Origin of the sequence: Synechococcus sp. MVIR-18-1 (assembly GCF_014279835.1) — a bacterium.
Classification (GTDB): domain Bacteria; phylum Cyanobacteriota; class Cyanobacteriia; order PCC-6307; family Cyanobiaceae; genus Synechococcus_C.
Map to the genome: position 1 here is coordinate 49,969 of NZ_CP047942.1, position 25,916 is coordinate 75,884.

24 protein-coding genes are annotated in these 25,916 nt (G+C 58.2%); 9 read left to right on the forward strand and 15 right to left on the reverse strand.

The annotated features are described in order from the left end of the window. Positions 1 to 13: 13 nt before the first annotated feature. The 3 genes from SynMVIR181_RS00265 to SynMVIR181_RS00275 form a co-directional block, all read right to left on the reverse strand. Positions 14 to 1,210 carry an NAD-dependent epimerase/dehydratase family protein gene (locus SynMVIR181_RS00265; RefSeq protein ID WP_186524257.1) on the reverse strand — a complete coding sequence of 399 codons (1,197 nt, stop codon included), beginning with the start codon at positions 1,208 to 1,210 and terminating at the stop codon, positions 14 to 16. Between the two features lie 58 nt (positions 1,211 to 1,268). After that, on the reverse strand, positions 1,269 to 1,436 hold the full coding sequence (gene psb34, locus SynMVIR181_RS00270; protein ID WP_186524258.1) for a photosystem II assembly protein Psb34: 168 nt from the start codon (positions 1,434 to 1,436) through the stop codon (positions 1,269 to 1,271). Positions 1,437 to 1,571: 135 nt separating this feature from the next. Then, positions 1,572 to 2,384, reverse strand: coding sequence for a thiazole synthase (locus SynMVIR181_RS00275; protein WP_186525340.1), 813 nt, complete (start codon positions 2,382 to 2,384; stop codon positions 1,572 to 1,574). Positions 2,385 to 2,477: 93 nt separating this feature from the next. Between SynMVIR181_RS00275 and SynMVIR181_RS00280 the strand changes: the two genes are divergently transcribed. Next, positions 2,478 to 2,999, forward strand: coding sequence for a hypothetical protein (locus SynMVIR181_RS00280; RefSeq protein ID WP_186589576.1), 522 nt, complete (start codon positions 2,478 to 2,480; stop codon positions 2,997 to 2,999). On the opposite strand, the gene SynMVIR181_RS00285 is transcribed toward SynMVIR181_RS00280, so the two are convergent. The 3 genes from SynMVIR181_RS00285 to rpmI all read right to left on the reverse strand — a co-directional run bounded on the left by SynMVIR181_RS00285 (position 2,967) and on the right by rpmI (position 4,196). Further along, a complete protein-coding gene (locus SynMVIR181_RS00285) occupies positions 2,967 to 3,542 on the reverse strand; it encodes a tetratricopeptide repeat protein (protein WP_186524260.1) in 576 nt (191 codons plus the stop codon). The genes SynMVIR181_RS00280 and SynMVIR181_RS00285 overlap by 33 nt on opposite strands. Positions 3,543 to 3,578: 36 nt before the next feature. Beyond that, on the reverse strand, positions 3,579 to 3,926 hold the full coding sequence (rplT, locus tag SynMVIR181_RS00290; RefSeq protein ID WP_006855011.1) for a 50S ribosomal protein L20: 348 nt from the start codon (positions 3,924 to 3,926) through the stop codon (positions 3,579 to 3,581). A gap of 72 nt (positions 3,927 to 3,998) precedes the next feature. After that, positions 3,999 to 4,196 (reverse strand): 50S ribosomal protein L35, encoded by a 198-nt coding sequence (gene rpmI / locus SynMVIR181_RS00295; protein WP_006855012.1) that lies wholly within the window; start codon positions 4,194 to 4,196, stop codon positions 3,999 to 4,001. A 76-nt stretch (positions 4,197 to 4,272) separates the two neighbouring features. On the opposite strand from rpmI, the gene SynMVIR181_RS00300 reads away from it, so the two are divergent. Together SynMVIR181_RS00300 and SynMVIR181_RS00305 are read left to right on the forward strand one after the other, a co-directional pair. Continuing rightward, positions 4,273 to 5,886, forward strand: a complete 1,614-nt coding sequence (locus tag SynMVIR181_RS00300) for a SpoIID/LytB domain-containing protein (RefSeq protein WP_186589577.1) — start codon at positions 4,273 to 4,275, stop codon at positions 5,884 to 5,886. Between the two features lie 6 nt (positions 5,887 to 5,892). Beyond that, positions 5,893 to 7,296 carry a glycosyltransferase family 2 protein gene (locus SynMVIR181_RS00305; RefSeq protein WP_186589578.1) on the forward strand — a complete coding sequence of 468 codons (1,404 nt, stop codon included), beginning with the start codon at positions 5,893 to 5,895 and terminating at the stop codon, positions 7,294 to 7,296. 20 nt (positions 7,297 to 7,316) lie between these two features. Here the strand turns inward: SynMVIR181_RS00305 and SynMVIR181_RS00310 are convergent, their stop codons facing one another. From SynMVIR181_RS00310 to tig, 5 genes are all read right to left on the reverse strand, one after another. After that, entirely contained in the window at positions 7,317 to 9,191 is a 1,875-nt protein-coding gene (locus tag SynMVIR181_RS00310) for a DNA polymerase III subunit gamma/tau (protein ID WP_186589579.1), read from the reverse strand. 23 nt (positions 9,192 to 9,214) lie between these two features. Continuing rightward, positions 9,215 to 9,910, reverse strand: coding sequence for a lecithin retinol acyltransferase family protein (locus SynMVIR181_RS00315; protein WP_186524263.1), 696 nt, complete (start codon positions 9,908 to 9,910; stop codon positions 9,215 to 9,217). Between the two features lie 12 nt (positions 9,911 to 9,922). Further along, positions 9,923 to 11,278 (reverse strand): ATP-dependent protease ATP-binding subunit ClpX, encoded by a 1,356-nt coding sequence (clpX, locus tag SynMVIR181_RS00320; protein ID WP_186589580.1) that lies wholly within the window; start codon positions 11,276 to 11,278, stop codon positions 9,923 to 9,925. Between the two features lie 88 nt (positions 11,279 to 11,366). After that, complete coding sequence (gene clpP / locus SynMVIR181_RS00325) at positions 11,367 to 12,056, reverse strand: ATP-dependent Clp endopeptidase proteolytic subunit ClpP (RefSeq protein ID WP_186589581.1); 690 nt, start codon at positions 12,054 to 12,056, stop codon at positions 11,367 to 11,369. 46 nt (positions 12,057 to 12,102) lie between these two features. Continuing rightward, positions 12,103 to 13,452: a trigger factor gene (gene tig / locus SynMVIR181_RS00330; protein ID WP_186589582.1), complete on the reverse strand. Its 1,350-nt coding sequence runs from the start codon at positions 13,450 to 13,452 to the stop codon at positions 12,103 to 12,105. Between the two features lie 174 nt (positions 13,453 to 13,626). Here tig and SynMVIR181_RS00335 point away from each other — a divergent pair, with 174 nt between their 5' ends. Genes SynMVIR181_RS00335 through SynMVIR181_RS00345 form a run of 3 tightly spaced genes read left to right on the forward strand, consistent with a single transcriptional unit; the run spans position 13,627 to position 17,680 of the window. Further along, a complete protein-coding gene (locus tag SynMVIR181_RS00335; protein WP_186589583.1) occupies positions 13,627 to 14,658 on the forward strand; it encodes an aspartate-semialdehyde dehydrogenase in 1,032 nt (343 codons plus the stop codon). Between the two features lie 5 nt (positions 14,659 to 14,663). Then, positions 14,664 to 15,572 carry a 4-hydroxy-tetrahydrodipicolinate synthase gene (gene dapA, locus SynMVIR181_RS00340; RefSeq protein ID WP_186524268.1) on the forward strand — a complete coding sequence of 303 codons (909 nt, stop codon included), beginning with the start codon at positions 14,664 to 14,666 and terminating at the stop codon, positions 15,570 to 15,572. A 56-nt stretch (positions 15,573 to 15,628) separates the two neighbouring features. Then, positions 15,629 to 17,680, forward strand: a complete 2,052-nt coding sequence (locus SynMVIR181_RS00345; RefSeq protein WP_186524269.1) for a ribonuclease J — start codon at positions 15,629 to 15,631, stop codon at positions 17,678 to 17,680. Here the strand turns inward: SynMVIR181_RS00345 and SynMVIR181_RS00350 are convergent. Both SynMVIR181_RS00350 and tilS read right to left on the reverse strand, forming a co-directional pair. Then, positions 17,666 to 18,517, reverse strand: coding sequence for a hypothetical protein (locus SynMVIR181_RS00350; protein ID WP_186589584.1), 852 nt, complete (start codon positions 18,515 to 18,517; stop codon positions 17,666 to 17,668). The genes SynMVIR181_RS00345 and SynMVIR181_RS00350 overlap by 15 nt on opposite strands. Positions 18,518 to 18,526: 9 nt before the next feature. Then, the gene (tilS, locus tag SynMVIR181_RS00355) at positions 18,527 to 19,522 is read right to left on the reverse strand and encodes a tRNA lysidine(34) synthetase TilS (RefSeq protein WP_186589585.1); all 996 of its coding nucleotides are present in this window, start codon (positions 19,520 to 19,522) and stop codon (positions 18,527 to 18,529) included. Between the two features lie 99 nt (positions 19,523 to 19,621). On the opposite strand from tilS, the gene SynMVIR181_RS00360 reads away from it, so the two are divergent. The 3 genes from SynMVIR181_RS00360 to uvrB all read left to right on the forward strand — a co-directional run bounded on the left by SynMVIR181_RS00360 (position 19,622) and on the right by uvrB (position 23,016). After that, the gene (locus SynMVIR181_RS00360) at positions 19,622 to 20,395 is read left to right on the forward strand and encodes a DUF561 domain-containing protein (protein ID WP_186590409.1); all 774 of its coding nucleotides are present in this window, start codon (positions 19,622 to 19,624) and stop codon (positions 20,393 to 20,395) included. A gap of 80 nt (positions 20,396 to 20,475) precedes the next feature. Continuing rightward, positions 20,476 to 20,910 (forward strand): phage holin family protein, encoded by a 435-nt coding sequence (locus SynMVIR181_RS00365; RefSeq protein WP_186517418.1) that lies wholly within the window; start codon positions 20,476 to 20,478, stop codon positions 20,908 to 20,910. 66 nt (positions 20,911 to 20,976) lie between these two features. Next, complete coding sequence (gene uvrB, locus SynMVIR181_RS00370; protein ID WP_186524272.1) at positions 20,977 to 23,016, forward strand: excinuclease ABC subunit UvrB; 2,040 nt, start codon at positions 20,977 to 20,979, stop codon at positions 23,014 to 23,016. Between the two features lie 15 nt (positions 23,017 to 23,031). Here uvrB and SynMVIR181_RS00375 read toward each other — a convergent pair whose 3' ends face one another. Both SynMVIR181_RS00375 and holA read right to left on the reverse strand, forming a co-directional pair. Continuing rightward, a complete protein-coding gene (locus tag SynMVIR181_RS00375) occupies positions 23,032 to 24,834 on the reverse strand; it encodes an aspartate kinase (RefSeq protein ID WP_186525343.1) in 1,803 nt (600 codons plus the stop codon). 49 nt (positions 24,835 to 24,883) lie between these two features. Beyond that, a complete protein-coding gene (holA, locus tag SynMVIR181_RS00380; RefSeq protein ID WP_186589586.1) occupies positions 24,884 to 25,864 on the reverse strand; it encodes a DNA polymerase III subunit delta in 981 nt (326 codons plus the stop codon). Positions 25,865 to 25,916 lie beyond the last annotated feature (52 nt).

A 25,916-nucleotide genomic window follows, 5' to 3' on the forward strand; every position in this document is an offset into this window, starting at 1 on the left:
GGGTCAGTCCTGATCAGGAGGCGTTGCCAATGGCTTGGGCTTGCGTCTTGGTCCAGGCCGACGTGCAGAGGATGCGATTGCGGTCGCAGCGATCGGCGTATTTCGTCGCAATCTCGACAACCTCTTTGAGAAGGCCATCATCAAGGGTGGTGGGTTTAAGCCCCAGCTCGATGAAGCAGCGGTTGTCCACAATCAGATCGTTTTCAACGGCTTCGTTACGGGGGTTCGGAAGATTGTTCACCTGAGCACCTGTGAGCGCTGCCACCTTCTTGGCGAGTTCGCCCACTTGATGGCTTTCGGTCATTTGGTTGAAGATCTTGACCCGTTCGCCCTTCTCAGGCCGGTTTTCGAGCGCGAGCTGCACGCAACGCACCGAGTCACGTATGTGAATGAAGGCGCGCGTTTGCCCGCCGGTGCCATGGACGGTGAGTGGATATCCGATCGCTGCTTGCATCAGGAAGCGGTTCAGAACTGTTCCGTAGTCACCGTCGTAATCAAAGCGATTGGTGAGACGCGGATCACGATCCGTGGCCTCGGTGTTGGTGCCCCAAACAATCCCTTGGTGAAGATCGGTAATTCTGACTTTGTCGTTCTTGTTGTAGTAGAGAAACAGCAACTGATCAAGCGTCTTGGTCATGTGATAAACGCTGCCAGGACTGGCCGGATGAAGAATTTCCTCTTCAAAACGGCTGCCGTCAGGTTGGGGCACTTCCACCTTGAGGTAGCCCTCAGGAATGGTGGCGCCACGGTGGGAGCCATAGCCATACACACCCATCGTGCCGAGGTGCACCACGTGGATGTCTTGGCCCGATTCCACGATCGCGGCCAGCAGGTTGTGGGTGCCGTTCACGTTGTTGTCAACGGTGTAGCGCTTGGTGGCGCTGCTCTTCATCGAGTAGGGCGCAGCGCGCTGTTCGGCGAAGTGCACGATCGAATCGGGCTTCTCTTCGATGATGAGATCGAGAAGACGTTGGTATTCGTGGGCGATATCCATGTGGATGAATCGCATGGGCTTGCCGCCAATGCTTTCCCACACCTTGAGGCGTTCACCGATGCTCACGATTGGTGTTAATGACTCCACCTCAAGGTCGACATCGATCTTGCGACGGCTGAGGTTGTCCACGATCACAACATCGTGATTTTGGTCAGCCAAATTCACCGCACAAGGCCAGCCGCAGAAGCCGTCACCACCTAAAACGAGAACTTTCACCCCAAACTCCTGCTGAAGCGAGCAAGCCGCTGATTTCTGGCAAGTTACTACAGGCTTTTTAGCTAACGGCTACGGACAGAGCCATTAGGGCGATCACAAGCACTGCTCCGGAGATGATCAGGAGCCGAGAGCCGTTGCTGAGAGAGGCTCCTTCGCTGATGACTTCCATTCGAGGTTCCTTCGCGAAGGCGTTGAGGCGACCGCCATCTTCCTGAATGACCTGCATAAATCCAGTTGCAACTGATCGGGACGTTATGGAGTTGATCGTTGTTGCGCCCCTGCTTCTTCATGCTCCTTTACTCCCAGATATGGCTGTTACCTCGCGGCGGGTGACATGGGCTGGTCCGCGCGTTGTTCGTTGTTAGGCGTTGATGCGTCCACTGGTGGGAGAGCTTGGAGAGGCTTGTGCACGGGTTGGCAACCGGCCAGCAAGCAAAGATTGGCGTCCTGCCTTCACAGCGGAGGCCATCGCTTCTGCCATCAACGGAGGTTGTCCCGCAAGGGCGATGGCGCTGTTGATGAGAACGGCATCGGCTCCCATCTCCATCGCTTGGGCTGCATCACTTGGCACGCCGATTCCTGCATCCACCACCACCGGCACCCTGGCGTTCTCGATGATCAGGCCAATGTTGGCGGCATTGCGCAAGCCCTGTCCCGATCCGATGGGGGATCCCAGCGGCATCACGGTGGCGCAGCCCACGTCTTCTAGGCGCTTGGCCAGCAGTGGGTCGGCATTGATGTAAGGGAGCACTGTGAACCCCTCCTTCACCAGCATTTCTGCGGCTTCCAATGTGCCAAAGGGGTCGGGCAGTAAGTGACGACTGTCTGGGATCACCTCCAGTTTCACAAAGTTGTTGTTGTCTTGACCGGCCAGCTTGGCGAGCTCCCTGCCGAGCCGGGCCACCCGCACGGCCTCTTCTGCGTTGGTGCACCCCGCCGTATTAGGAAGCATCCAGATTCGAGACCAGTCAATCGCTTCCATCAGGCCTGCATGGCCCTCAGCGACGGCCTGAACCCGCCGCACGGCAACTGTGACCATCTCGCAGCCTGAGCGCTGCAGGCTGTGCTGCATGGCCTCCAGGCTTGGGTATTTGCCTGTTCCCGTGATCAGCCTGCTGTGGAAGCTGCGCCCTCCGATTTGGAGTGCATCGTCGTGGGAGTGGGTCGGATCCATAGGGGTCAGCTGCGGTTGGGTTGGAGAACCGGATCGTGATGCGGTCAAGCAGGCCGCAACCGCTCTACCGTGCGTCCATCATCTATTCCATGCATGCCCGTTCCTCCCGTCATCGACATACCGGTTGAGATTCAGGCACCGTTTGAGTCCTCCCAATCGTTTGATAGTTCACAACTAGCCATTCCGCTCGAACTTGAGGGATCGGTTGAGAGTTTTGACCCTGTCGCGCGCGCGGCTGATCTGGCTGCCACCCTGCCTCGCCAGTGGTGCGGAAATTACACCTCATTTACGTCTAATTCCACCGTGGATGTGGAATTGACCCTGACCCGTTTGAAGCCAATGGGTCAGATGGTGGATTTACGCGGTGAGATGCGCATTGGCTCGATTTCTACGCCTGTTCAGGGCAATCTCAATGCCAAGTCGGATCAGCTCGATCTTCTGCCTTTGTCTCCTGAGCTCACCGATGACATGGAAATTGGTGGGAGATTTTTAGGACTACAGGATTTTTCACTGGCTGGATGGGAAGCTCCAAGGCTCACCAACCCTGGCGGTCGTCTTGACCTTTCGCGCAGCTGTGCGGTTTCAGAATCCGCGCCCATCCGGGCCCTTTGGTGACGCTTGATTCGAGCTTTTTTCTCTTGCAGCGGAGCGTTCCAAGCGGTTTAGTCGTTTGCGCGCTGTTTTGTTTTTAGGGTCAAGAGCAAGTGCTTGGCGGTAGAGGGCACAGGCTTCTTCATTTTCTAGTAAGCGTTCTTGGGCAAAAGCGAGGTTATTCATCGCCACTGGGTAATCCTCTTTTGCCCGTAATGCCGCTTTGTAGTGGCGTACGGCAGTCGTGAAATCTTTCTCTGCTGCCAATGCATAGCCCAAGGCATTTTCAATGAGCGCGCGCGCTTCATCGGGCTCATTGTTGAGCCTTTTAACGGCCTGTCGCAAGGTCACAATCGCCTGAGGATATAGGCGCTTGCGTAATTGAACTGACGCCAGCTCATACAAGGCACCTGCGTCTTTGGAGGACGCGACCTTCTCTTGCTCCATCTTGAGCAGGCTTTGTTCGTCGCGACGGACGCGTAAAAATTGGCGACCGCCGACAACAGCGACGATCGCCAAGAGGCCAATCAGGCCCAATAGATAGGTCTGAGGCAGCAAAGCATTCATGTCAGACCCAAGAAACGTCCCGATGGGGACTGATCATTAACCTTGAGTGGCATTCACGACGTTGGCGAAACTCGCAGGATCCACAACAGCCATTTGAGCCAACATTTTGCGGTTGATCCGCACATCTGCTTTTTTAAGGCCACCAATCAAACGGCTGTAGCTCACGCCATTCATCCGTGCTGCAGCATTGATCCGCGCAATCCAAAGACGGCGGAAATCACGCTTGCGACGACGACGGTCGCGGTAGGCATTGCAAAGCGCCTTCATGACGCGTTGGTTTGCCGTACGGAAAAGTGTTCCGTTGCTACCGCGGAAGCCACGGGCTAAGCGGAGAATTTTATTGCGGCGTTTACGGGCAACATTGCCTCTCTTGACGCGAGCCATGAATCAGATGTGGAGAAATTGAGGGAAAAATGTCTTGCGTGGCTCATCACCTGGCAAGACTCAGGCCTGCGCTCAGGCGTAGGGCATCATCAGCGTGACGCGTTCCTCGTCGGTGCGATCCACCACTGCCTTGGTCTTCAAATGACGCTTCTGTTTCGGCGATTTGTGATCGAGAAGGTGATTATGAAAGGCGCGGCGACGCATGAACTTGCCAGTGCCTGTTGCTTTGAACCGCTTGGCGGCTGCTTTGCGGGTCTTGAGCTTGGGCATGGGTCTGGCTGCACGCGGCATAAGCGACAACCATAGAACGTTGCCTTCCTTAAAGCCAATCAATTCAAGCCGCGTCATGCTGAATTCAGTTGCAGCGGACGTGGCGATGACTCCTCCCTTTGGCTGGCTGAAGCGCCGGGTCGTTGTTCCGCTGGCTTTGGTCAGTGCGGTCGCTTGTAGCTGTCGCGCTCAAGAAGCGAGCCTCGAACTCGTCCCTACTGCAGTTTTGACCCATCGAGCGGTGCCATTGCCGCCCAAGGCCAATACGGCGCCTTTATGGGTGGCACTGGATGATCACCTTGGTCGCGGCACCACCACGCAAGCTTCCGGGCCCTTGCTGAGCTTGAGCAGTGCTGGCCAGCAGTCCTTGCGCTTGAGGGATGGAGCCGGAACCGTGGTTGCCGAGGCGAGGTCGCTGCGTCTCAGTTGGCGACTTGCTCCTTTGGCGGAACCTGTAGAGATTGCACGCCAGATTGCCGGCCCCTTCGCCAGTTTTGAATCAGCGGAACGGATTGCGAATCGCTGGCGTGAGCAAGGTGTGGTCGCCCGTGTTGCCCATCCCGGCGACTGGGAGGTGTGGGCACCCATGGACGCTGAGCGGCTTGCTGGGGTCCCGGTGCGGAGATCGGCGCGCACGCTGACAACGGAGATGAAAGCCGTCTTGGAGGGCCCCTCGGGTGGACGCACCTTGCAGGGACCGTTGATGCTGGAGGCTCCAAGCGGTCTGCTCTGGCAGGGAGGCGTTCTGCGTGGCCCATTTCGTCTTCAGCCGGATGCCTACGGCAGCTGGACGTTGCTGGAGCAAGTTCCGCTTGAGCGTTATTTAGAGGGGGTGGTTCCCCACGAAATCGGCGCTGGATCCCCTAGGGCAGCACTTGAGGCTCAGGCGGTGTTGGCGAGAACCTGGGCCCTGGCGAATAGTCATCGGTTTGCAATCGATGGCTATCACCTCTGCAGTGATACGCAGTGCCAGGTGTACAGCGATCCCCGTCAAGCCAGTGCTGCGGTGCGTCAGGCGATTCGTGCGACGGCTGGACAGGTTTTGGCTTGGAATGGTGAGCCGATTCAAGCCTGGTATCACGCCAGTAACGGTGGGGTGATGGCTGGAGGAGACGAGGCCTGGGCGATGGACTCACTTCCATATGTTCAGGCTCGTGCCGATGGATCAAAAGCATGGATCAACGGAACGGTGTTGCCGCTGCAGGACGTCTCCTCCGTGCGTGGCTTGCTGGCGCGCGGCGAGGGTGCCTATGGCACGAATCACCCCCGTTTTCGTTGGTCGCGGACGTACAGCGCTGGCCAAGTGGCCCAGGCTCTACGGGCTGCTGGCTTGTCTAGTGGTGTCCCCAGTGCCCTAAGCGTGCAGAAGAGGGGAGCCAGTGGAAGGGTGCTGGCCCTCGACATCGAGATGGCGGCTGAAGGGCAGGCGGTCATGTTGCGACTGGATGGCATCCGTCGCACCCTGCGCCGCCTGCCCAGCACCTTGTTTGTGATTGAGACACTTGGGCCCGATCGATGGCGTTTTAACGGTGGAGGATTTGGCCATGGAGTGGGCCTCTCGCAAGCCGGCGCCATCGATTTGGCGGCTCGTGGTTGGAGCTTTGAACGGATCCTCAGTCACTACTATCCAGGTACAACACTGACTACGGTCCAGCCGTCTTCAAGCTCTGAACCTGGTCAGGCCCCTTAAAGTCCGATGAATTCGAACGGTGACAGGGTGTTAGCCGCAGGGACAGGCGATCGCCGACGCGGTAAGACAGCCCTGTTTTTGGTGGCTTGCGGTTGCGCTGGAGCAGCACCCCATTGGCTTGACCCCTCCAGGAGTCTCATCCCCTCACTCACGCTTGCGCTCGTGCTCGGTGGGTACTCGCTCAGCACAACGCTACGAGGATCTAACGCGAGCGCCATGCCCGCGAACAGCATCCCTTCAAAAGATGGGGATGGGACCTCAAGTCCTGAGGCGTCCCTGGCCGCCGACCCCGCCGTCATCGAGAGCCTTGCCTCTTGGCCCAATGTGGATGTGGTGGTGGCGGCTAGGGATGAAGAGGCCGTGGTGGCACGGTTGATGGAACGCCTGGGAGCGCTTCGCTATCCAGCTAACCAACTCACCACCTGGATCGTTGATGACGGCAGCGAAGACAAAACACCAGATCTGCTCGATGAACTGAAGCCTCAGTACCCCAACCTGAACGTGATTCGCCGGCAGCGCAATGCAGGCGGAGGGAAATCTGGTGCGTTGAATGCTGCTTTGGCTCAAAGCAGTGGGGAGTGGATTCTCGTGCTGGATGCCGATGGTCAGATCAGTGATGACCAGTTGGAACGCTTGATTCCTATTGCCGTGATGGGCGATTGGTCTGGGGTGCAGATGCGCAAAGCAGTGACAAACGCCGATACCAACCTGCTAACACGCGTCCAGGCGATGGAGATGGCATTTGATGCGCTGATTCAGCAGGGTCGCCTGTTGGGTGGAGGGGTGTCTGAACTTCGTGGCAACGGGCAGTTGCTGCGTCGTGATGTGCTGGAAGCCTGCGGTGGCTTCAACGAAGACACGGTTACGGACGACCTGGACCTTAGTTTTCGTTTTTTACTCCATGGTGCTCGCACAACGCTGCTATGGAATCCACCGGTGCGAGAAGAAGCGGTGGAGACCATTTCGGCGCTTTTGAAGCAGCGACAACGTTGGGCAGAAGGAGGGTTGCAGCGCTTCTTTGATTACTGGCCGGGGTTGCTATCCAATCGCTTAACGGTTGGTCAGCGCCGAGACCTGGCTTGTTTTTTCTTGCTTCAGTACGCCCTCCCTGTGCTCTCGTTTGCCGACTTGGTCACCAGTGCTTTAACGCGAACCTCACCGGTGTACTGGCCCTTGTCGATCGTGGCGTTTGGCGTGTCAGGGGTGGCGTATTGGAGAGGGTGCCGCCGCTGCAGTGAAGGCCCTGCCTTACCTCAACCCGATCCATTCTCATTGCTGTTGGGTATTGCCTACCTAAGCCATTGGTTCTTTGTGATTCCCTGGGTCACGCTGCGGATGGCGGTGCTTCCCAAGAGCTTGGTTTGGGCAAAAACCAGCCATCGTGGGACTGAGGAGACGGTCAAAGCCTGAGCGTTGATGGTTGAAATGGTCTAGTCATTGTCGAGTTCCACATCCAAGATCTGACCATTAAAAAAGTCGGCAAAGCGCTTCACCTTTTCATCCATGATCGAAGGCGGACTCACCTCCGCTGAAACGACGCTGGGCGGTTTCGAGCTTGCGGGATTTGAACTTGTTGTGGGCGCTGCCACCGGAGTGATGGGTGGTGTTTGCACATCAGCTATCACCACTGGCGATGGAGGTGCTGGCTTCGGTTGCGACGACGTCGGTAGAGACGGCGTTGGATCTGTGCTGGGGGTGGATGGTGTTGATTTCGGTGCGGGCGCGGCGGCTGGCGTTGAGGCCATCGGGGCTGCGCCACCGTGGTTTTCCAAAACCAGTTGTCGGTTCCCGCCGATGGAACGTTTGATGGCTTGCTCCAGCAAGCTGGCCCGGCTTTGCACCATCCCCATCCAGTTTCCAGCCACCTGCACCACAGCGCGATGGGGATCGAGTCGCACCAGTTGCGCCTGCTGTGACAGGAGCATGCGGGTGGAGGGGAGCTCGAGGCTGGCGAGAATTTGTTGCCACAGTTCAGGCAGGTTGTTGCTGTCAGGTGCAGGCTCTTGCGCTGATGGTGGCGTTGGAGCGGGTTCTGAGCTGACGACCGGTTGTGGACTCGTGTTGGGAAGGCTGACGGCTGGTGCTGGTGTTTCAGCGACTGGGGCTGGACCTGGAGCTGTGCTGGTGACCGCCGGTGTGCTGATGGCTGGTGCGCTGCTCAATGGCCTGCTGGCCGGTGCTGCAGAACTGGGTTTTGCAACGGCGATCTCGGCGTCAGCAAGGAGGCCAAGCAGCAATACTTCAAGCCACAACCTTGGTTGGACGCTTTGACGCAGTTGCTGTTCGCTGCCCTTCAGTTGTGCCTGCCAGTGCAGAAGTCGCTGACGGCCAAGGCGTTGCGCGAGTGGAGGCAACTGCTCTCGAAATTGTGGTGAGACCCCGGTGAGCTCTGGACGGTCCGGTGCAACGGCCATCAACACCAGGTCGCGCAAAATACCTGCCAAACCCTGCAGTACAGCACCGGGATCCCGGCCACGATCCAGCAGGCGTCGGCTCGCCTCGAGCAGCGTGAGCGGTTCTCCCTCTGCAAGCGCTTCAGCAAGATTGAGAAGTTCTTGCTCTGGAACCGCTCCTAACAGGTCCCAGACCGCATCCGCTTTGATCGGTCCCGGCAGGAGGCTGAGCTGATCGAGAAGGCTTTCCGCATCGCGCAACCCTCCTTGGGCGCGCTGGGCCACCACATGCAGCGCCTCTGGTTGGATTGGAATCGACTCCTGCTCGGCAATCCAGGCCAAGTGCGCGTTCAAAGCCTCGAGTGGAATGCGCCTGAAGTCAAAGCGCTGGCAGCGGCTCAGGATCGTGGGCAGCACCCGTTGGGGATCGGTCGTGGCTAACACGAACACCACCTGAGGCGGTGGCTCTTCCAGGGTTTTGAGCAGCGCGTTAAACGCGGCTGTGGAGAGCATGTGGCACTCATCCACCACATACACCTTCCAGCGCGCCTGCACAGGGGCAAACCGGGAGCGTTCGATTAGATCGCGAATGTTGTCGACACCGGTGTTGGAGGCGGCATCGATCTCGATGACATCGAGTGCGGTGCCTCGCGCAATCGTGGTGCAGAGCTCACAAGTCCCGCAGGGCTGGGGCGTTGGGCCGTCGTGGCTGAGGCAATTGAGTGAGCGCGCCAGGATCCTGGCGCTGGAGGTTTTGCCGGTTCCGCGCGGGCCGCTGAATAGATAGGCCGGGGCAATGCGTCCGGAGGTGAGGGCATGGCCGAGTGTGGCGGCAATCGCCTCCTGACCCACCAGCTGATCAAACCGTTGAGGACGGTATTTGTGATGCAGCGGCTGATAGGCCTGACTCATGCACTACCCGCAAGACCTTGAGGCTACTCAGCTTGATCGCTGATGGAACGCCCATGTTGCTCGTTGAGCAAATCGCTGATGCGCTGCTCGAGTTCTTCCACGGCTGCGAGTTCATCGGCGAGGCTTTGGCCCGCTTTGAGTAGTTTTCTGCCCTGTCCTCCGTAGCGATCGCTGGCGCCATTGTTTGGACCGCCGCGGATCCAGCCCTCTGCCTGTTCAAGCGTGCCTTCCAGTTGGTCGAGCAAGCTCTGGCGGAGTTTTTTTAGCTGCAAAAGGCCGCGGCGTGCGCGATCTCGGGATTGTTCATTCACCAAACCCCGCTTGAGGAGCAATCGCAGCCCTGTGAGAAGCGCTGCAGGCATCAGCTGGCCGATGGCCAAAGCGCCGAGGCTGGTGGTGTGCAGGAAGCTCTCCACTTGGCCGCTCTGATGCCGGCCGGTTTTGCACCAGCTGGCGAAATGTTCGCAGTTGTTGAACAGCAGGTTGTAGCGCTGTTCGCCGATGCGGCTCATCGCTCGCCGCAGCGTGACCCCTGCTGGAGATGGACGGTCATGTTCGACAACGCTGGTCTCTAACCCGCGTTTGAACTCCTCCAACGGACTGCGCAGAATCTCTCGTCCTTCGAGGTAATGGGCGATGGTGCCATCGCCCAGATCGATGCCGTGATGCAGAAACAGACCGTGCTGACGGGGGACTGAAAGATGGTCAGCGGCGGCCATTCAGGGTGACGCTCAAGCCGATTCCTTGTGCTGCTTGGTGTCGGGGAGGGGCAGCACTTTGCCACCGGTGTGTTCTTCCACCATGGCTTTGGTGATCGTGAAGGATGTCACGGTCTGATCGGAGGGCAGCTCATACATCAGATCAAGCATCAACTCCTCCACGATTCCGCGCAGGGCTCGAGCGCCGGTTTTGCGGCGATGCGCTTCTTTGGCAATCGCCTCAACGGCCTGGGCTTCGAAGTCCAGTTGCACGTTGTCCATGCTTAAGAGCGTGCTGAATTGCTTCACCAAGGCGTCGCGTGGCTCGGTGAGGATCGATTCGAGTGCGCTCTCGTCTAAGGGCTCGAGCACGGCGCTCACAGGCATGCGCCCAATGAACTCTGGGATGAGGCCGTACTTGACCAGATCATCGGGTTCGAGATGACGGAGCACCTGAGCGGCTTTGATATCGCGGGTGGCGCGGTTGCGGCCCCGGCCATCGTTCGGCACAAAGCCGATGGCATTGCGGCCCATGCGCTTCTGCACCACGTCATCCAGGCCGACGAAGGCTCCACCGCAAATGAACAGGATTTGGCTCGTATCGATCTGGATGCAGTCCTGATAGGGATGCTTGCGGCCGCCCTGAGGAGGCACGTTGGCCACGGTGCCCTCCAGCATTTTTAGAAGGGCCTGTTGAACGCCTTCCCCAGACACGTCACGCGTGATCGACGGGTTTTCGCTTTTGCGCGCAATTTTGTCGATTTCGTCGATGTAAATGATGCCCCGCTGGGCCTGCTCCACATCCATATCGGCTTTCTGGAGCAGCCTCAACAGGATGTTTTCAACGTCTTCTCCGACATAGCCAGCCTCCGTGAGGGTGGTGGCATCGGCAACGGCGAAGGGCACATCGAGCATTTCCGCCAGGGTCTGAGCCAGCAGTGTTTTGCCGCAGCCCGTTGGACCAATCAGCAGAATGTTGCTCTTGTGCAGGCGGGTGGCCGTTTGGGCGGCTTCTCCTTGGCCATCACCCTGCCATGCCAGGCGTTTGTAGTGGTTGTAAACGGCAACGGACATCACCTTCTTGGCCGCTTCTTGACCAACGACTTGTTCGTCTAAAAAGCCCTTGATTTCGTGAGGTTTGGGAATTGTGGCCAGCGTTGGAGCGGGCTTGCTGGTTTTGCGTGTGCCACCTACAGCAGTTTTTTTGGAGGGTTCGGCGCCGTGACGTGGATTGCCTTGAGCGTCGATCAGCTCTTCGTCAAGGATCTCGTTGCAGAGATCGATGCACTCATCACAGATGTAGACACCAGGCCCGGCGATCAGTTTGCGCACTTGCTCCTGGGACTTTCCGCAGAAAGAGCACTTCAGATGGGCGTCAAATTTGGCCATCGGGCTCTGGACACATCAAACGGAAAGGCAGAACCGGTCGGGGTGGGATCGGACTGGATACGTAGGATCGCGGGGGAAGTGGGCTGTGTCAGCCCCCCGTAATGATTCCTTCGCCTCCGAGGTTGTCCACAACGCGATCGATCAATCCGTATTCAACCGCTTCTGCTGGAGAAAGAAAGTAGTCCCGCTCGGTGTCTTCGGTGATTTTGGCGAGCGGCTGGCCGGTATGTTCCGCCATCAGACCGTTCAGGGTTTCCTTAAGAAATAAAATCTCCTGAGCCATGATTTCAATGTCCACGGCCTGACCTTGGGCCCCACCAAGAGGTTGGTGAATCATGATCCGGGCGTTGGGGAGAGCTAAGCGTTTGCCTTTGCAGCCTCCGCTCAGCAAAAAAGCTCCCATTGAGGCAGCGAGGCCGTAGCAGATGGTGACGACGTCTGGAGCCACCTGCTGCATGGTGTCGTAGATCGCCAAACCTGCCGTAATCGAGCCACCCGGTGAATTGATGTACACCTGAATGTCTTTTTCAGGGTCTTCCGCTTCTAGAAAAAGAAGTTGAGCAACCAGGGCATCCGCCACTTGGTCGTTCACGTCGGTGCCGAGAAAGATGATTCTCTCCCGGAGCAATCGGGAATAGATATCAAAGGAGCGTTCACCCCGCCCGGACTGCTCCACCACCGTGGGAACCCCTGGAGAGGCAAACGGGGTGTGAGCCGAGACGGGAAGAGTTCCTCGCCAGCGGTTTTCGATTGGGTGGTGGCTGCGGGCGTTGATCACGCGGCGGCGGGCGTTAGGACTAATGAATGCAATCTATGGGCGCCGCTCAGGCATCGGTGGCGCTCGGCTTGTCTTCCTCAGGTGCCTTTTCGCTCACGGTGCTGTTTTCTTCCAGCCAGCCGAGCAGTTTTTCTTGGAGGAGATCCTCGATCACCGCTTGACGCAGACGGTTGGGGTCGATGTCACGCTCACCAGAGAGTTGGGTTGTGACCTCCTTCACTTTGGCGTCAATCTCTGGGTCCTCAAGCTTGAGGCTTTCTGCTTCCGCAAGGGCCGAGAGGGCAAGACTGCGGCGCAAGCGCTCCTCCGCTTCCGGGCGTGAGGTCTCCATCAAGTTGCGGACGAGCTCAGGAGTGAACAGGGATTTCACATCCATCCCCTGTTGCGAGAATTGAGCTGCGGTTTGCTCCACCAGGTTGCGCACTTCCTGTTGAACCAAGGTTTCGGGGAGTTCCACCTCAAGTTGCTCAACGAGAGCAGCGAGCAGGGCATCGCGTCGATTGCTGGTGGTACGGCGTTCCGCGTCATCCTTCAAACGCTTTTCAAGGTCAGAGCGGAGCTCTGCCAACGTTTCCTGTTCGCTGGCTTGTTTGGCGAAGTCGTCATCCAAGTCGGGAAGTTCTCTGGTTTTGAGATCCTTCAGTTCGATCTCGAAGCTGGCCTTGCGTCCGCGTGCATCTTCCTTGGGGTAGTCGTCAGGAAAATTGCAGGCCACGGTTTTGCTGTCACCAACGGCCATGCCCACAACGCCTTCAATGAAGCCGGGGATCATGCGGCCATGCTCGAGGTCCACGTCCATCGACTCTGCGCTGCCGCCTTCGATCTCGCTGCCGTCGTCGCTGTAGGTGCCTTTAAAACCAACCACAGCGATGTCACCTTCTGTAGCCTTGCGGCCTTCCACCGGAACCACGGTGGCGAGCTGACGACGGGACTGCTCGAGCATGTCGTCCACTTTTGCGGCATCGAAGCTGACGCTCTCCGCTTCTGCTTTCAGCCCCTTGGTGGTTTTCAGGGTTGGGGTAGGAGCCACATCGGCTTCAAAGGTGACGGAAAGGGGCTTTCCGGGTTCAAAGGCCTCCAGCAAGGCTTCGTAGCCGCCATCCACTTCGGGTTGGCCTAGGGCTTCAATCGTTTCCTGCTTGATGGTGTCCCGCCAGATGCCATCCACGAGGTTCTCGAGTGCGGTTGCGCGAATGCGCAGTCCGCCAAGTTGTTGCACGAGAACGGAGCGAGGCACCTTGCCTTTGCGGAATCCAGGCAGATTCACGCTGCGGCTGAGCTGTGAGATCGCCGCTTCGTAACTGGCTTGGCTGCGTTCGGCTGGAATCGCTACTTCAACGGCCAGACGGCTGCCGGGGCGGGCTTTGGAGGTGACCTTCAGGCTGGCGGCACTCATCGGCGGCGTTTAAGAGCAGACCCATCACCTTAATTAAGTGCGAGTCCTTTGCCATCCGCGTAAGCTGATCGGAACGCTTTAGCAATTCCCTGCGGCGTCACAACGTCAGGGATCGATGCAGTGAGTGGCAAGTAGCCACGTTTAAAACCAGATTTTTGTTCCAGTTTCATTCGTTTGATTTCCGCCGCGCCATTCCCCAACCGTCCACTCACCGTTGCAGTGTTGGGTGCCAGTGGTGCCGTTGGTCAAGAGCTTCTCCAGCTTCTTGAGGAACGCAATTTTCCAGTTGCTGAACTGCGCCTTTTGGCGTCCACTCGCTCTGCTGGGAGTCGCTGTTCATGGAAGGGGCAGGATCTCGTGGTTCAAGAGACCACAGCCAAAGCCTTCCAGGGGGTTGATTTGGTGCTCGCTTCGGCAGGCGGCTCGGTGTCCAAGGCTTGGCGCGAGGCGATCGTGGCGTCGGGAGCCGTGATGGTGGACAACTCCAGCGCCTTCCGGATGGAAGACGGCGTGCCTCTTGTGGTTCCCGAGGTGAATCCAAATGCTGCGCAGCAGCATCAAGGCGTGATCGCGAATCCCAACTGCACCACCATCCTGTTGAGCTTGGCGTTAGCGCCGCTGGCGTCGCGCCGACCTTTGCGTCGCGTGGTGGTGAGCACCTATCAATCGGCCAGTGGTGCCGGTGCCCGAGCGATGGATGAGCTTCGTGATCTCTCCAGGGTGGTTCTTGATGGAGGCACCCCCACCAGCGAGGTGTTGCCCCATTCGCTTGCGTTCAATCTTTTTTTGCATAATTCACCGCTTCAGCCCAATGGGTACTGCGAAGAGGAGCTGAAGATGGTGCATGAAACCCGCAAAATCATGGGCCTCCCCAACTTGCGCTTTACAGCAACGTGCGTGCGGGTTCCTGTGTTGCGCGCTCATTCAGAAGCGGTCAATGTGGAATTCGATGAGCCGTTCCCTGTAGAGGAGGCTCGTTCACTCTTAGCTGCTGCTCCTGGTGTTGAGCTACTCGACGATTCCGCTCACAACCGTTTCCCCATGCCAACCGATGTAACCGGTCGTGATCCGGTGATGGTGGGGCGAATTCGTCAGGACATCAGTGAGCCAAACGCTCTTGAGTTTTGGCTATGCGGTGATCAGATTCGCAAAGGTGCCGCTCTGAATGCCATTCAAATTGCCGAACTGCTTCTCCCTTCTGTTTGATCCTTATGAGTACCGCTGCTGAACTTTCTCCCACCCCGTTTGGCCGACTGTTGACGGCAATGGTGACCCCCTTCGATGCTGAGGGCAGCGTGGATTTGGCCTTGGCAGGTCGTTTGGCCCGTCATCTCGTCGAGGAAGGTTCAGAGGGGCTTGTTGTTTGTGGCACCACGGGTGAATCACCAACCCTGAGCTGGCAGGAGCAAGTCAAGATGTTGGAAGCGGTCCGCCAAGCCGTTGGACCTGGTGTGAAGGTGCTTGCCGGTACTGGAAGCAACAGCACAAGTGAAGCGGTGAAGGCGACTCGAGAAGCGGCGGCGGCTGGCGCTGATGGTGCTCTTTTGGTTGTGCCTTATTACAACAAGCCTCCCCAAGAGGGCTTGGAAGCGCATTTTCGAGCGATTGCGACAGCGGCTCCCGAGCTACCACTGATGCTTTACAACGTGCCTGGACGCACTGGCACGAGCATGGCTCCGGCCACGGCAGCTCAACTCATGGATTGCGCCAACGTGGTGAGCTTCAAGGCAGCCAGCGGTTCGATTGAAGAAGTCACCGAGCTGCGTTTGGCCTGTGGACCTCGCCTCGCCGTGTACAGCGGTGATGACGGCTTGCTCTTGCCGATGTTGTCCGCTGGTGCTGTCGGTGTGGTGAGTGTGGCCAGTCATGTTGTGGGCAGGCGTTTGCGCCACATGATTGATGCATTCCTCAGCGGTCAGAACGCTGTTGCCCTTGGTCAACACGAGCAGTTAACGCCGCTCTTTCAGGCCCTCTTTGCCACCTCAAACCCCATCCCTGTGAAAGCTGCTCTCGAGCTGAGTGGATGGCCAGTGGGTGCTCCTCGTCTTCCTTTATTACCCCTTAATTCAGCCATGCGCGATTCCTTAGCCCACCTTCTTACTGCCCTGCGTCAGACCTGACGCTCCGGCTGCCGATTCAGATTTTTCGTTTTTTAACGTCCCTTGCGTTCTTATTCATGACATCCACTCTCTCTAAAACCAAGCAGGCCTGTCTCCGTGTGATTCCACTGGGTGGATTGCATGAGATCGGCAAGAACACCTGCGTGTTCGAGTACGGCGACGATCTGATGCTTGTGGATGCCGGTTTGGCATTCCCCAGTGACGGTATGCACGGGGTGAATGTGGTGATGCCCGACACCAGCTTCCTGCGTGAAAACCAGAGTCGGATCCGCGGCATGATCGTGACCCATGGTCATGAAGATCACATCGGTGGAATTGCACACCATCTCAAGAATTTCGACATCCCAGTGATTTATGGGCCTCGTTTGGCCTTGTCCATGCTCACTGGAAAAATGGACGAGGCTGGTGTTACTGACCGCACCACCCTCCAAACGGTGGGTCCCAGAGACGTTGTGAAGGTGGGTCAGCACTTCTCGGTGGAGTTCATTCGCAATACCCACTCGATGGCCGACAGCTTTTCGCTGGCGATCACGACCCCAGTGGGCACTGTGATTTTCACGGGTGATTTCAAGTTTGATCACACCCCTGTGGATGGTGAGCACTTCGACCTGGCCCGTCTTGCCCATTACGGCGATCAGGGTGTGCTGTGTCTATTCAGTGATTCCACGAATGCGGAGGTCCCTGGCTACTGCCCACCTGAACGTTCCGTGTTCCCCAACTTGGACCGACATATCGCTGAGGCGGAAGGACGGGTGATCATCACCACCTTTGCCAGCTCGATTCATCGTGTCTCGATGATTCTTGAGCTGGCGCTTAAAAACGGACGCAAGGTGGGTCTACTTGGGCGATCCATGCTGAATGTGATCGCTAAGGCCCGGGAACTCGGCTACATGCGTGCACCGGATGAGCTGTTTGTGCCGATCAAGCAGATCAATGATGTGCCAGACCGCGAGACGCTGTTGCTGATGACCGGCAGCCAGGGCGAGCCACTGGCAGCGTTGAGCCGGATCTCCCGTGGTGATCATCCTCAAGTGAGGGTGAAGAGCTCCGACACGATCATTTTCTCGGCAAGCCCGATTCCAGGAAACACCATTTCAGTGGTGAACACCATCGACAAATTGATGATCTTGGGAGCCAAGGTGGTGTACGGCAAGGGTGAAGGCATTCACGTGTCTGGCCACGGCTTCCAGGAAGATCAAAAGCTGATGCTGGCCCTCACGCGTCCGAAATACTTCGTGCCCGTGCACGGCGAGCACCGCATGCTCGTGAAGCATGCCCGCACCGGTCATTCGATGGGTGTGCCAGAAGACAACACGCTGATCATCAACAACGGTGATGTGGTTGAGCTCACTCCGGATTCAATGCGCAAAGGCGATCCCGTGAAGGCTGGCATTGAGCTGCTCGATCAGTCTCGCAACGGAATCGTGGATGCACGAGTGCTTAAGGAGCGTCAACAGCTTGCGGTTGACGGAATCGTGACGATCCTGGCTGCGATCAGCACCGATGGGGCGATGGTGGCTCCGCCTCGCGTGAATTTGCGCGGTGTGGTCACCACAGCGGATGCGCGCAAGATGTCGTTGTGGACGGAACGCGAAATCAAATGGGTGCTTGAAAATCGCTGGAAACAGCTCTGCCGCACTGTGGACGGGGCTTCTCCTGAAGTGGATTGGATGGGCGTCCAGCGCGAAGTGGAAGTGGGCTTAGGCCGGCGCATGCGCCGCGAGATGCAGGTGGAGCCCTTGATCCTTTGTTTGGTTCAGCCGGCCCCTGGTGGCACACCGGTCTATAAAGGCCGCGCTGATGCAGAGCCTGATACCCGTCCGGCAGCCCGTGGGCGTGGCGGTCGTCATGGTGGTCCCGGCCGCGACAGCGGGAATGGCCATGGTCGGCGTGATCCCAATGCGGCCCCGGCTCGGGTTGTGCCCTCGCGTGTGATTGGATCACCGGCCCCTGCAGCAGCAGTGGCTGCTCCAGTAGCAGCAGCGATGCCAGCGTCCACTCCAGCCCCGGTGAAAGAGCCTGTTGCAGCGACGGTGGTTGTGACCCGCGATCCGGAGCCGGAGATGCCAGCAGGACGCACCCGTCGTCGTCGTTCAGCGGCGGCGTAGGGAACGCCAGGCCAACGCCAATCGGTTCTGTAAGGACCTTGATGTTGGTTGGTCGCCATCAGCTGCCTGTGCTGATGGCGATCCGAGTTGGGACAGGTGCTTCAAGTTGACGCGCAGCAGGCCGGCCTCCAAGCGCTTGGGGTCGGTATCAAAGGTGCGTGCGAGCGATGGAGTGGACGCCTGCTCAGGAGCGTGATCCAAGTTCACTGGATGTTCAGCCTTTTCTTGAGAGCTGTTCAATTCTCTTGGCTGTTCCAATCCAACCTGCTGTTCCAATCCAAGCTCCTGTTGCGACACCTTGGGCTGATCCATCTCAGCCTTCAGCCAGGGCATGGCCGTTTCGATCGTTTCAGTTGCGGGATTGTCTGCTGCTGTGCGCTTGGCTTTCGCTGTGCGTGTTGAGGTGGCGTTCAAAAACGGATCACGGATGAGATCGCTACTGGCTGGCACGCTCGTCACCTTGCCAAATGGAATGGATGCCAGCTCTTCTGCAGCAGGGGCAGACACAGCAACATCAATGACAGGTGAGCGCTCCAGCGCTTCGCTGAGGCCTTGTTGAGCAAGTTCCCGCAGAGTGTCTGGCGGTTCGCTGGCGAGCACGAGCCGGTAAAACTCTGCGCTCTGGCTTGCATCATCCTTTCCATAGAGGTGGATGTGGCCGAGCAAGAGGGCTACAAAGGCTCTCCAGGCCAGCGTTGCGTCACGTTCCGCTCCTGAGGCGGGGAGGGGTTCCAGTTGTTCCAGCAGTGGACGCGCTAAATCGTCGGCTTTGTCGAACTCACTCGCGCTGTAGGCCTGCTCAGCGGCGACGTATTGCTCCTGAAAATCAGCGTCCAAGCGAGGTTGTTATGGCTTGCTCACTAGTTGTACCGAGTCGCGGGTCCATTGCAGAGTCTTTTGCTCTGGCAAGGAGCGGCTTCCGGGGGGGCGACCAGGGCCAATCGCCACACTCAGGCTGTCGAGTTGGCTGGCGGAGAGGGTGCCAACGCCTTGTTCTTGCAGCCAATGATGGAGCAACAGTCGACGGGCGGCTTCTGGTAAATCCTTGAGTGGGGTGCGTTGCAAGCCGCCTTCACAACGCAGTTGTTCAATGGCCAAGGTGGCAAGGGTGCGTTGGCTGTCCTCCACTTGAGACACCCGCTCGCTGAGTTGGGCGATGCGTTGGCTGCATCCTGGATGCAATGCTTCCAGCACCGGAAGCACCTCGTTGCGGATGCGGTTGCGGCTGAAGGCCGGAGTGGCATTCGACGGATCAAGCCAAATGGGCAGGTGTAAGTCCTGACAGATCTGGGCGGTGTTGTCTCGACTGAAGCTCAAAAGGGGGCGCACCAGCCGAGGGCCGGTTGGGTCATTGTTTTGTAGTGGTCTGATCGGCCGCAAGCTGCCAAGGCCAGCTAGATCCGTTCCTCGGGCCAACTGCAGAAGCAATGTTTCTGCCCGGTCGCTCGCGGTGTGAGCGGTCAGAACAGTGCGGCAGCACAGCTGCTGGCTCAGTACGGCCAGTTCTTGGTAACGCCAGGATCGAGCGCTGGCCTCTGTTCCTGTGTTTTCCCTCGTGGTGCGACTGATCTGAAGATCCAGCTTCTGGTCTTGGCACCACGCGTTGAGTTCGGAGGCAATGGTTGCTGATTGAACGTGCCAACCATGGTCGCCGTGCCAGAGCTGGAAATGCCAATGGTGTAGATGCTGAAGCCCCAGGAGCAGGCCGAGTAAGGCCATGGAGTCTTGACCGCCGGAGAGAGCGACCAGCAGTGTTGTCCCCTTGGGAAGCAGGTTCGGTTGCCTGAGCAGTTGGCGGTGCAGCGTGTCGTGCCAAGGCAACCAGGATTGGGAGGCTGCCATGGTTTGGCGAGCGAGTGGAACAACAGAGAATTGATCTTGCCTGTTCTCGGGCGGGATCACACCCGCGGTGTGAGAATGATGGAACCTGATTTCGCTGGGATGACCCGCCTTTCTCTGCTGCCCGCTGAGCTTCGCCGCAGCCTGGAGCAGCGAACCGCACTCAAGGTGATCGCCGGTTTGATGAACTTCGATCGCTCCAACGTGGCGATGGTGGCGGCTGCCGCGGGCCGCGGCGGTGCTGATTTGATCGATGTGGCCTGTGATTCAGAGCTGGTCACGTTGGCGATCGAGGCCTCCGCTGGTGTGCCTGTCTGTGTGTCTGCGGTGGATCCTGAGCTGTTTCCGGCCGCTGTGGCTGCCGGCGCGGCGATGGTGGAGATTGGCAATTACGACGCCTTTTATCCCCAAGGCCGGATCTTTGATGCCGCTGAAGTGTTGGCGATCACGCGCCAAACCCGCCAGCTGCTTCCCGATGTGGTGATGAGCGTCACGGTGCCTCACGTGCTGCCGCTGGATCAGCAAGAGCAGTTGGCTGTGGATTTGGTGGCAGCCGGTGCTGATCTGATTCAAACCGAAGGCGGCACCAGCGCAAAGCCGTTCAGCCCTGGAAGCCTTGGATTGATTGAGAAAGCAGCTCCTACTTTGGCCGCTTCCCACAGCATCAGCACTGCGCTACATCAGGCCGAGTGCGCTGTGCCCGTACTCTGTGCCTCTGGATTGTCTGCCGTCACCGTGCCGATGGCGATTGCGTCTGGCGCTGCTGGTGTGGGAGTGGGATCGGCGGTGAATCGCCTTAACGATGAACTGGCGATGATCGCTGTGGTGCGTGGGCTTCGTGAGGCTTTGGCTCGTCCAGTGATCAGCCGCGTCTGATTCCGCTGCCTAGCCCCATCGCTGGTTTGGGCGGTTTCGCTAAAGATTCCTAGCTTGCGATCAGTGATGGTTTGCCTGTGATGGGAACGCTTGGCTGGTTGCTGCAATGGCCGATTCGAGCCCTCGTGCTGCTTGTCGTGGCAGCGCTTCCGCTTGGTGTGGAACTGGCCAGCTTCGGTACGGCGCTGTGGGCAGCGGTGTTGATTGGCCTATTGGGCACGCTGCTGATCCTGCCGCTCAAAGTGGTGATGGGTCCGGTTTGGGCCATTACCTCGCTAGGCGGGTTGATTTCGCCGGTGTCGTTTCTCTTCAACTGGATGATTACGGTCATCTTGTTTGGCTTGGCCGCTTGGCTGATCCAAGGCTTTCGCCTCAAGAACGGTCTGATCAGTGCCATCTGTGGCGCAGTGGTGTACAGCGTGATCAGTGCCATGGTTCTGCGTGCCCTTGGCCTTGCCGATGTGGACTTCACCAGGGCCGCTCTGATCGGATCGTTGGCGTTTGGTGCTGAGTAAGACGCCGATGCTTTGGCAATCGCCGTAGCCTGATCAGCCTTCCTCCAGGCTCGACGCCACCGGATCATGCCCGCTTACGAGCTATCGGCGCCTTACACCCCGAAAGGAGATCAACCCACGGCGATCGCCAAATTGGTGGAGGGTGTGAATGGAGGAGAGCGTTATCAAACGCTTCTCGGAGCCACGGGTACGGGCAAGACGTTCACGATGGCGAATGTGATCGCCCAAACCGGACGTCCTGCTTTGGTGTTGGCCCACAACAAAACCCTGGCGGCCCAGCTTTGCAACGAGCTGCGGGAGTTTTTTCCGCACAACGCTGTGGAATATTTCATCTCCTATTACGACTATTACCAACCGGAAGCCTATGTGCCGGTAAGTGATACCTATATCGCTAAAACTGCATCAATTAACGAAGAAATTGATATGTTGCGTCACTCCGCGACGCGATCGTTGTTTGAGCGCCGTGATGTGATTGTGGTGGCCTCAATTAGTTGCATCTATGGGCTTGGAATTCCAAGTGAATACCTTAAAGCTGCTGTACCATTCAAGGTGGGTGAAACTTTAGATTTGCGTGGATCTTTACGCGATCTGGTGAACAATCAGTACAGCCGCAATGACACAGAGGCGGGGCGTGGACGTTTTCGTGTGAAGGGCGATGTTCTGGAGATCGGTCCTGCCTATGACGACCGGTTAGTGCGTGTTGAGCTCTTCGGTGATGACGTCGAAGCGATTCGCTATGTGGATCCAACCACTGGCGAAATCCTCCAAAGTTTGGACGCGATCAGCATCTATCCAGCCAAGCACTTTGTGACACCAAAAGAGCGTCTCAATGATGCCGTTAAGGAGATTCGTGCGGAGCTGAAAGATCGCCTTGAATTTTTGAATGGTGAAGGGAAGTTGCTTGAGGCGCAGCGTTTAGAGCAACGCGCTACCTATGACCTGGAGATGTTGCAACAAATTGGGTATTGCAATGGCGTAGAAAATTATGCGCGTCATCTGGCTGGTCGTGAGCCTGGATCGGCTCCGGAATGCCTGATTGATTACTTCCCAGATGATTGGTTGTTAATCGTGGATGAAAGCCATGTGACCTGCTCTCAGCTTTTGGCGATGTACAACGGCGATCAGGCCCGCAAAAAGGTGCTGATTGACCATGGCTTCCGTTTGCCGAGTGCTGCTGATAATCGACCGCTGAAGTCGGAGGAATTTTGGAACAAGGCCAAGCAGACCGTTTTCGTGAGCGCAACTCCTGGTAACTGGGAGATGGAGATTAGTGAAGGTCAGATTGCGGAACAGGTGATTCGTCCCACTGGGGTGCTGGATCCGATTGTTGAGGTGCGGCCCACCACCGGACAAGTGGATGACTTGTTGGGAGAGATTCGTGATCGTGCCTCCAAAAATCAGCGGGTGTTGGTGACCACGCTCACCAAGCGGATGGCAGAAGACCTCACGGATTACCTCGCGGAAAATAAAGTTCGTGTGCGCTACTTGCACTCCGAAATCCACTCCATTGAGCGGATCGAGATCATTCAGGATTTACGTCTGGGTGAATACGACGTGCTCGTTGGCGTGAATTTGTTGCGGGAAGGATTAGATCTGCCCGAGGTTTCGCTTGTGGCGATTCTTGATGCCGATAAGGAAGGTTTTCTGCGGGCCCAGCGCTCTTTAATTCAGACGATTGGACGTGCGGCACGGCATGTAGAAGGTAAGGCTTTGCTCTATGCCGAGAACATGACGGAGTCCATGGCCAAGGCGATTGAAGAAACCGAACGCAGGCGCAAGATCCAGCACACTTATAACGAAAAGCACGGCATCACGCCCACGCCTGCTGGCAAGAAGGCCACAAATTCAATTCTTAGTTTTCTCGAACTGTCTCGGAAACTCAAGGCCGATGGCCCCGATGCAGATCTGGTCAAAGTGGCTGGTAAAGCGGTTCAGGCTTTGGAGGAAGACAGCGCTGGATTGGCTCTCGATGCTCTGCCTGAACTCATCGATCAACTTGAGCTGAAGATGAAAGAGTCAGCCAAGAAGCTCGACTTTGAGGAGGCGGCCAACTTGCGTGATCGGATCAAGAAGTTGCGCCAGAAGCTGGTGGGAAGCAGCAGATGAGTGGGCTTTCGTGAGTTAAGCCTCAAGCGGTGACTCTGTGCCCTGCGCTTGATGGCATTCAGATCCACCGAGTTGGAAGCCAGCATGAACGGCCTCTAAGGCCTTGATGCCATCGGATTCGGCCACCACGCAGCTGGTCCGGATTTCGCTGGTGGCAATCAATTCGATGTTCACACCAGCTTCAGCGAGGAAGCGGAACATGCGCCCTGCCGTTCCTGCGGTGGCAGGCATCCCAGCGCCGATCGCGCTGACGCGGGCAATGGCAGGCCCATCTTCAAGAACGGCCCCAGGCCATTGGGCAAGGAGCGGCGCGAGGGCTTGATCCGAGGCTGCTCGGTCCTCGCGTTTCACGATGAAGCTGATGTCACGGCTGCCATCGCGGTGCTGCCGTTCGGATTGAACGATCGCATCAAGGCTGATGCCGGCGTCCGCGAGTGCTGAGCAGAGGGCCCCTGCCATCCCCGGTCGGTCGGGCACATGACGAACGCTCATTTGCGCTTGATCGCGATCGAGGGCGACGCCTCTCACCTCCGGTTCACCTTCTCCGCTGGCCGGAGGGTTGATGTGTTGCTGCTGTGTGCTCAGCTCAAAGGCCTGTTGCGCGGCTTGCAAAGCCTTGCCTCCCATGGAGGCGTCCACCACGCAGCTCACCTTCACTTCACTGGTGGCGATTAAACGCAGGTTGATTCCCTCTCTCGAGAGCGTGTCGAACAAGCCAGCGGCGATGCCAGGGCGGCCCATGATCCCAGCGCCCCTGATGCTCAGCTTGCTCATGCCGCCGTCTGAGCTGAGGTTGCCGCCAAGGCTGTCCACCAGCGTGGTGCAGATGCTGCGCGCCTGGTCGAGATCTGCTTCCGCCACGGTGAAGGTGATGTCGTTGCTGCTGCCCTCATGGGTGGCCTGAATGATCAGATCCACGTTCACGCCTCCTGCAGACAGGCTTTCGAACAAGCGGGCAGCAACCCCTGGCTGATCAGGCACGTGGGAGAGGGCCAGCACGGCTTGATCTTCGAGGAGTTCCACACCATCCACAGGACGGCCAAGTTCTAAGCCATCGCGGCCGATCGGTCTGGCATTGCGACTGGTGAGTGTGGTGCCTGGTGCATCGCTCCAGCTGGAGCGCACCACCATGTTCACGCCGTAGTTGCGGGCGATCTCAACGGCACGGGGGTGGAGGACCGCGGCGCCCAGGCTGGCGAGTTCGAGCATTTCATCGCAGCTCACTTGCGGCATCAGTTGGGCGTTAGCCACCTTGCGCGGATCGGTGGTGAGCACCCCTGGCACATCGGTATAAATCTCGCAGGCATCCGCACCTAGAGCTGCGGCTAAGGCAACGGCTGATGTGTCAGAACCTCCGCGGCCGAGGGTGGTGATTTCGGCGGTTCCGCCGCGGCTGAGGCTGGTGCCTTGGAAGCCAGCCACCACCACCACTTGCCCTTCTGCCAGCCGGGCGCGTAGCCGGTCGGTGCGCACATCGAGGATGCGGGCCCGGCCATGGGCGGATTCGGTCACGATCCCCACTTGGGCTCCGGTCATCGAAACAGCTGGCACGCCTAGTTCATGCAGGGCCATCGAGAGCAGGGCGATCGAGACCTGTTCGCCGGTGGAGAGCAGCATGTCCATCTCCCGCTGCGGCGGTGCGGCGCTGATCGCTTTGGCTTTGGCGGTGAGCTCGTCTGTGGTGTGACCCATCGCCGACACCACAATCACCAGATCATTGCCCTCTTCTTTGCAGTCGGCGATGCGCCTGGCGACGGCCTGCAGGCGTTCCACGCTGCCGACGGACGTGCCGCCGAACTTCTGCACCAGCAGGGCCATCAACGCCGTCCATTCAACATTTGATTATTTCAGCTCATCTGAGTTGTGCTTAGCCGAGTAGTCCATCGCGAAAAGCATCACCAGGTTGTGCTCCGCGTTTGAGGGCTGCTTCCACGTTCAGTAATCGGCCCAACAAGCTGAGGCAGCGCTGCGAGCTGCGGCCTTGCAATTGCTTGCGCATCACATAGATCCGTTTGGGATTACCGATGCCGGCCGCTTTGGCAATCACGGCCACATCGCGTTCTCCTTGCTGTTCAAGCAGCAGCACCCACAGCCAGCCACGGATTTGTCCGGTGAGGGTGGCAACGATGCGTAGGGCGGGTTCACCCGCATCGATCAGGGCATCGAGAAGACCAATGGCGCCGCCAGCATCGCCTTCCAGCAAGGCATCTCCCACAGCCAAGGCGTTGGTGGCTTGGCCTTCAGTCAGGGTGTGCACGGCTTCAGCGCTGATGCGCTCATGTCCATGGCTTTCGGCGTGGAGCGCCAGCTTTTGCAATTCCATGCTGAGGCGTGCACTGTCGTTGCCGATGGCATCCACAAGGGCGGAGACGGCCTCCGCTTCCATGCTCAGGTTGAGATCCGCAGCTGTCCGCTCCACCAGTTGGCGTTGGCCGGCTCCATCCCAGATCGCCGGAAGTTGGAACTTCTGTTCGCTGGCGAGCCCTTGCTTCACCCGTTTTTGTAGAGCTTTTGTGGTGCGTAAGCGTCCGTCTGGCTTGGCTGGGTTTGTGAGCACTAGCTGGGTGCTGTCGGGGATGAGCTCGAGCGCCGCTTCAAAGCGATCGGCCAGTTCGCTTGGGCAGGCATTGCAAAAGGGGGAGCGTTGCAGCAACACCACCCGCATCCCTGCCCCAAAGGGAGGGGTGCGTGCTTCCTCTAAGGCCTGTTGGGCTTGGCCGGCTTCATTGCCATCGAGGCGGCTGAGATTGATGCTGCTCCAGTTGGGATCAATCGCCTCCTCAATCAGGGTTGCGACGGCTCGGTCGCGGGCAGCACTGTCGTCTCCCCAGAGCAGATGGATTGGCATGGAGAAGCGGAGAGAACTGGGGGCGGCTTTGCGTCGATGATGCCGGAGTTGC